We start from the raw sequence: 7,193 nt of genomic DNA, 5'->3' as shown, positions 1-7,193 counted from the left end.
GGTCAGGCCGGTCACGCGCTCCCAGGCCCCGAGCGCGAGCGCGAGCCCGGGCAGTCCTTCGGCGCGGCGCGCGGCCGCGAGCGCGTCCAGGAACGTGTTGGCGGCGGCGTAGTTGGCCTGCCCCGCGCTGCCGAACACGCCGGCCGCCGACGAGAACAGGACGAACAGCTCGGCGTCGCCGGCCAACTCGTGCAGGTTGACCGCGGCGTCCACCTTGGACCGCAGCACCGACTGGACCCGCTCCGGGGTGAGCGCGGGCAGGATGCCGTCGTCGAGCACGCCGGCCGCGTGGATGACGCCGGTCACCCGGTGCCCGGCCAGGAGGGTGGCGAGTGCCTCGCGGTCGGCGGCGTCGCAGGCGGCGATGTCGAGGCGGGCGCCGTGGCCGGTGAGCTCTGCCTGGAGCTCGGCGGCACCGGGCGCGGCGGGGCCGCGGCGGGAGGTGAGCAACAGGTGGCGCACGCCGTGCTCGGTGACGAGGTGGCGGGCGACGAGCGCGCCGAGGCTGCCGGTGCCGCCGGTGATCAGGACGGTGCCGTCCGGGTCGAACGTGGGACGGTTCGGCTGGCCGGCGCGGACCAGGCGGGGCACGTAGACCTGGCCGGCGCGGACGGCCGCCTGCGGCTCGCCGGTGCTCACGGCCGCGGCCAGTGCCGGCTCGTCGACGCCGTCGCCGCTGCCACTTCCGCTGCCGGTGTCGCTGTCGCTGTCGATGCCGAAGCCGTCGTCCGTGTCGACCAGCACGAACCGGTCGGGGACCTCGAGCTGCGCGGTGCGGACCAGGCCCCACACGGCCGCGGCGGCCACGTCCGGCGTCTCGCCGGTGGCGTTGCGGGTGACGACGACGAGCTTCTCGCCCTCCGGGTGGTCGGCCGCGAGCCAGTCCTGGAGGGTGGTCAGTGCCCAGGTGGCGGCGGCGTGGGCGGCGTCGGGGATCGCGGCGTCCGTCCGCGGGGCGACGGCCACGTCCGGCAGCGGCGCGGGCTGCTGGGTGGTGGCGCGGACCCAGTCCACGGCGTACAGGGAGTTCGGGGTGCCGGCTGCGGCGAGCTGCTCGGCCGTGACCGGGCGGAGCAGCAGTGTGCCGACCGTGGCGACGGGTGCGCCGGTGTCGTCGGTGATGCGCACGGCGACGGCGTCCTGGCCGGCCGGTCCGAGGTGGACGCGGGCCGAGGTGGCGCCGGTGGCGGACAGCGAGACGTCGGTCCAGCTGAACGGCAGGTTGCCCGCACCTTCGACGAAGTCCCCGAGGGCGATGGCGTGCAGGGCCGCGTCGAGCAGTGCGGGGTGGATGCCGAACCCGTCGACGTCCGTCCGGTCCGGCAGGGCGACCTCGGCGTACACGTGGTCCCCGGACCGCCACGCGGCCTGGACACCCTGGAACAGGGGGCCGTAGTCGTACCCGGACTCGGCCAGGGACGGGTAGAGGTCCGTCACGTCGACGGGTTCCGCGCCGGCGGGTGGCCAGGCGGTGACGGCTGCCGCGGCGCGTGCCGGGGTGGTGGAGAGGGTGCCGGTGGCGTGCCGTGTCCACGGCTGCTCGTCGCCGTCGTCGGGCTGGGAGTAGATCGAGACGGTCCGGTGGTCCTCGCCCGGCGAGACCAGCACGTGGACACGCACCGCGCCCTGCTCGGGGAGGACGAGCGGGCTCTCCATGGTGAGGTCGTCGAGGTGCTCGCAACCGGCCTCGATCCCCGCGCGGAGCGCCAGCTCGACGAGGGCGGCGCCGGGGACCAGGACCACGCCGCGGATCGCGTGTTCGGCGAGCCAGGGGTGGGTGTGCGTGGAGAGGCGGCCGGTCAGGGCGGTGCCGTCGCCGTTGGCGAGGGTGAGGACGGCGCCGAGCAGCGGGTGGCGGGCGGGGTTGAGCCCGGCGGCGCTGACGTCGCCGCCGGGGGTCGCGGGGACGAGCCAGTAGTTGGTGTGCTGGAACGGGTAGGTCGGGAGTTCGACCAGTGCGCCGCCGCCGAGCAGGGGCTTCCAGTCGACGGCCGCGCCCCGCACCCACGCGGTGCTCACGGCGGTGAGCAGCGTCCGGACCTCGTCACGGTCCTTGCGCAGGGTGGCCACGAACTCGCCGTCGGCCACCGACTGACCCATGGCGCTCAGCACACCGTCCGGGCCCAGCTCCACGAAGGTCGACACACCCTGCTCGACCAGAGCGGTGACGGCGTCGGCGAACCGGACCGCCGACCGCACCTGGCCGACCCAGTACTCCGGGTCGGTCCACTCGGCGCTGCCGCCGGTGACCGTGGAGACGATCGGGATGGCCGGTGCCGCGTAGGAGATGCTCTCCGCGACGGTACGGAACTCGTCGAGCATGGGTTCCATCAGGGGTGAGTGGAAGGCGTGGGAGACCGTGAGCCGCCTGGTCTTGCGGCCCTGCTCGGCAAAGACCGCGGCCACGGCGTTGACGTCCTCGGCGGCACCGGAGATCACCACCGCGTTCGGCCCGTTGACCGCCGCGATACCCACCGCCTCCGTGAGATGCGGCAGGACCTCGTCCTCACTGGCCTGGACGGCGACCATCGCACCACCCGCCGGCAGAGCCTGCATCAGCCGACCCCGCGCCGTCACCAATCGCGCCGCGTCCGCCAGGGAGAACACACCCGCCACGTGCGCGGCGGCCAACTCACCGATCGAGTGGCCGGCCACGTAGTCCGGCCTGATCCCCCAAGCTTCGAGGAGCCGGTAGAGCGCCACCTCGACGGCGAACAACGCCGGCTGCGTGTTGCCCGTCTCGTCCAAGCCCTCACCCGAGGCGATCACCTCGCGAAGAGACGGATCAAGATGCGCACAGACCTCGTCGAACGCCGCCGCGAACACCGGGAACGCCGCGTACAGCTCGGCACCCATGCCCACCCGCTGCGCACCCTGACCCGTGAACAGGAACGCCAACCGACCATCCGACCGCGCACCCGACGCGAGTTCGACGCCGGCGTCGTCGAGGACCGCGCGGTGGTCGAACGTCGTGCGGGCGGTGGCCAGCGAGTAGGCGATGTCGCCCGGCTCGTCACGACCGTCGGCGAACGAGCGCAGACGCGTCGCCTGGTCCCGGAGGGCGGCCGCGGTGCGGGCCGACAGCACCCACGGCGTCACGGGCGGGCGCGGTGTGGCTTCCGCGTCCGGCGGGGCCGGGGGCTCCTCGATGATCACGTGCGCGTTCGTGCCGCTGATGCCGAAGGACGACACGCCCGCGCGCCGGGGCTGCTCCCCCGCCGGCCAGGGCCGGGCCTCGGTGAGGAGCCGGACCGCGCCGGCGTCCCAGTCCACCTGCGAGGTGGGCGCGTCGACGTTCAGCGTCGGCGGGAGCTGGCCGTGCCGCAGGGCCAGCACGAGCTTCATCACCCCGGCCGCGCCCGCCGCCGCCTGGGTGTGCCCCAGGTTCGACTTGACGGAGCCGAGCCACAGCGGCCGGTCCGCCGACCGGCCCTGCCCGTACGTGGCGATCAGCGCCTGCGCCTCGATCGGGTCGCCGAGGCGGGTGCCGGTGCCGTGTGCCTCCACCGCGTCCACATCGGACGGTCCGAGTCCCGCCGACGCCAGCGCCTGGGTGATCACCCGCTGCTGCGACGGCCCGTTGGGCGCCGTCAGGCCGTTCGACGCGCCGTCCTGGTTCACCGCGGAGCCCCGCACCACGGCGAGGACCGGATGCCCGAGCCGCCGCGCGTCGGACAACCGCTCCACCGCGAGCACCGCGGCGCCCTCACCCCAGCCGGTGCCGTCGGCGGCCTCGGCGAACGACTTGCACGTGCCGTCCGCGGACAGCCCGCCCTGCCGGGAGAACTCGACGAACGTGTCCGGCTTGGCCATCACGGTCGCGCCGCCGGCCAGCGCCAGGTCGCACTCCCCCGCCCGCAGCGCCTGCACCGCCAGGTGCAGTGCCACCAGCGACGACGAGCACGCCGTGTCGAGGGTGACCGCGGGACCTTCGAGCCCGAGCAGGTAGGCGATCCGTCCGGACGCGACACTGGCGGCGGTTCCCGTGCCCCAGAAGCCTTCCGTGCCCTCCGGCAGTTCGGCGAGCGACGGGAGGTAGTCGTGGCACATCACGCCGACGAACACACCGGTCCGCGACCCGCGCAGCGTCCGCGGGTCGACGGCGCCGCGTTCCAGTGCCTCCCACGACGTCTCCAGCAGCAGCCGCTGCTGCGGGTCCATGGTGAGGGCCTCGCGCGGGGAGATCCCGAAGAACTCCGCGTCGAACAGCCCCGCCTCCCGCAGGAAACCGCCGTGGCGCGTGTACGTCCGGCCGGGCACCTCGGGATCCGGGTCGTACAGCCCATCCACGTCCCAGCCCCGGTCGGGCGGGAACTCCGAGATGCCGGAGCGCCCCGCCGCGACCAGGTCCCACAGTTCGTCCGGAGTGGACACGCCACCCGGGAACCGGCAGCCCATGCCGACGATCGCGATCGGCTCGCGTGCCTTCCCCTCGACCTCGTTCAGGCGGCGGCGGGCCTCACGCAGTTCGGCCGTCGCCCTTTTCAGGTAGGCCAGGTACTTCTCTTCGTCCGCCACCTGGAGACACTCCTCGGGTAACTCTTAGGAAATGGTGACCGGCAGCGACAGCGGCAGCCGGATCAGTGTCGACTCGCGCCACGGCAGCTCGTCCTCGGGAACGGCCAGCCGGATGTTCGGGAACCGCCGGAACAGCTGCTGCAGTGCGATGCCGTTCTCGATGCGGGCCAGCTCCGCACCCGGGCAGGCGTGCGGGCCGCGGCCGAACACGAGGTGCTTGTTCTCGGTACGGTCGAAGTCGAGCTCGTTGGCGTCGGGGAACTTCCCGGGGTCGCGGTCAGCGGCGCCGATGGACAGCAGCACCGTGTCGCCCGCGGCGATCTTCTGGCCGCCGATCTCCAGGTCCTCCCGCGCGAACCGGCGGAACCCGCGCTGGGTCGGGCTGTACATCCGGAACATCTCCTCCATGATCCGGTGCAGCTCGTCCTCGTCGGCGTTCGCCAGCCGCCGCGCCTGCTCCGGCCGCCCCATCAACGCGAGCGTGCTGCACGACAGCATGCCCATCGTGGAGTCGTAGCCGGCGGCGAACATGATCAGCGCCATGTGCGACAGGTCCTCGGGCGGCAGCAGGTTGCCGTCGTCGTCGGCGACCTCGGCCCACACCGTCAGCAGGTCGTCCTTCGGCTCGCTGCGCCGCGCCACCAGCGCGCGGGCCATCGCCTCGCCGATGCCCTGCGGGTTCACGAGGTTGTGGGAGAACACCAGCTCGCCCCACTCCCGGACGTGCACGCGCTCCTCGTCCGGCACACCGACCAGGTCGCAGATCACGGTGATCGGCAGCGGCGCGCAGAACGTGTCCATGAGGTCGACGACCGCGCCGTCGGCGCCCTTCGCCTCGACGTCGTCGAGCAGGTCGTTCACCAGCCGCTGCATCTTCGGCTTCAGCAACCGCATCCGCCGCGGCACGAAGCCGTGGTTGACGAGCTTGCGGGACCTCGTGTGCTCCGGCGGGTCCTCCATCACCAGCCGGGCCTGGTCCAGCCCCTCCGGCGGCAGGTGGTTGGTGTAGTCGGGACCGGCGTACCGGCGGTGGCGCGCCAGGCGCTGGTCGCGCAACGCGTCGTACACCTCGGTGTACCCGGTGACCAGCCACACCGGGATCCCGTCGGGCAGGCACACGCGGTGGACCGGGCCCTTCTCGTGGAACTGCTGGTAGATGTCGAACGGTGCGTGCCAGTACTCCTCATCGAACGGCATGCTGTGGCCGTGCACCGGGCACTTGTCCGCCATTGTTCTCCTCCGGTTTGGACACTTTGAGCCCGACGATGGCGACCACGATCGCGATCACCGTCAAGATCAGGCAGAACAGGTAGACGTCCAGATAGGACGAAAGGCTCCGCGTGCCGCCGGTCGCGACCGTGCCCGTCTGCAGGATCGTGGCCACGGCCGCGGCGCCGAGCGCGCCGCCGACCTGGCGGGCGGTGTTGTTGAGCGCGCTGACGCTCGCGAACGCCGTCGGTGGCGCGGACATCGCGCCGGCGGACATGGCCGCCATCATCGTGGCGCCGATGCCGAACCCGACGAGCACGCTGCACGGCAGCCAGATCTCCAGGAAAGCGCGGTCCCGCGTCAGGAACACGAACAGGATCAGCGGCACGAGCGCGTGCGCGGCCATCCCGACCGCCGCGGAGAACCGCGGGCCGCCGAAGCGGCCCATGACCTTGCCCATGACCACCGCGGCGACCGCGGCGACCACCGCGCCGGGCGTCTGCGCGAGCCAGGCCCGCAGCTCGGTGTAGCCCCAGACGTCGGTCAGGAACAACACGCTGACCAGCAGCCAGGTGTACATCACGCAGCCATACAGCAACGCCACCAGGTTCGCGGCGGTGAAGACCCTGTTGCCGCGGAACAAGGAGAACTCGACCGCCGGGCGGGGGTGCCGCAGCGACCGCCGCACGGCCAGCAGCACGCACGCCGCGCCGCCGAGGAGGCAGCCGAGCGTGCGGCCCGCGGCCCAGCCCCAGCTGGTGGCGTTGGTGATGCCGACGGTGAGCCCGCTGATACCCAGCACCAGCAGCAGCGTGCCGAGCGGGTCGGGAAGGCCGGAGGTCGCCGGCGCCGGGGTCAGGACCCGCGCGCCGGCGACGATCAGGGCGACGCCGATCGGGATGTTGATCAGGAAGACCGCGTGCCAGGTGAACGCCCCGACGAGGAGTCCGCCCAGGCTCGGCCCGAGCGCGGCCGCGACGGCGCCGGCCGCGCTCAGCAGGGAGATCGACATGACGCGGCGCTGCGCCGGGGTGTCGAGCAGCAGCACGGAAAGCGACGCCGGCACCATGACGGCGGCACCGACACCCTGCACGGCCCGGGCCGCCACCAGCAGCGGCACGGTCGGCGCCACCGCGCACAGCAGCGACGCGACCGTGAACAACCCGATCCCGCCGAGCAGGACCCGCTTGCGCCCCATGGTGTCCGCGAGCCGGCCGCACGGCGCGAGCAGCGCCGCGAACAGCACCGCGTACGCGCCGATGACCAGTGCCAGCTGCGGTAGGGACGCGGCCGGGAAGTTCCGCTGCAGCGCCGGCACGGCCAGCATCGTGACCGTGGAGTCCAGCATCGCGAGGAAGTTGGCGCCGGACGCGGTCAGGACCACCGCCCAGTACGGCGGCAGCACACGTTCAGTCGACATCATCTCTCCCACCCGTCCGATGGCTACGAGTCTGCCGGGACGCGGT

At 73.1% G+C, this 7,193-nt stretch carries 3 protein-coding genes; all 3 read right to left on the bottom strand.

Annotation, left to right across the window (positions count from 1 at the left end; genetic code table 11):
- Positions 1-4,518 (bottom strand): SDR family NAD(P)-dependent oxidoreductase (locus ACJ73U_RS28750; RefSeq protein WP_407780854.1); only part of this gene is annotated, 4,518 nt, incomplete at its 3' end.
- Positions 4,519-4,542: 24 nt separating this feature from the next.
- Positions 4,543-5,748: a cytochrome P450 gene (locus tag ACJ73U_RS28745; RefSeq protein ID WP_407780853.1), complete on the bottom strand. Its 1,206-nt coding sequence runs from the start codon at positions 5,746-5,748 to the stop codon at positions 4,543-4,545.
- Positions 5,702-7,147, bottom strand: coding sequence for an MFS transporter (locus ACJ73U_RS28740; protein ID WP_407780852.1), 1,446 nt, complete (start codon positions 7,145-7,147; stop codon positions 5,702-5,704). Before ACJ73U_RS28740 ends, ACJ73U_RS28745 begins: the two co-directional genes overlap by 47 nt.
- Positions 7,148-7,193 lie beyond the last annotated feature (46 nt).

This window comes from Actinophytocola sp., assembly GCF_045807065.1.
Taxonomy (GTDB): Bacteria; Actinomycetota; Actinomycetes; order Mycobacteriales; family Pseudonocardiaceae; genus Actinophytocola.
The sequence above is the reverse complement of the archived record's forward strand: the minus strand, read 5'-3'. Positions and strand labels throughout refer to the sequence as shown.

Excerpts from the sequence above, each read along its gene's own strand:
- ACJ73U_RS28740 (WP_407780852.1), bottom strand. The coding sequence starts at position 7,147 with ATGTCGACTGAACGTGTGCTGCCGCCGTACTGGGCGGTGGTCCTGACC.
- ACJ73U_RS28745 (WP_407780853.1), bottom strand. The coding sequence starts at position 5,748 with ATGGCGGACAAGTGCCCGGTGCACGGCCACAGCATGCCGTTCGATGAG.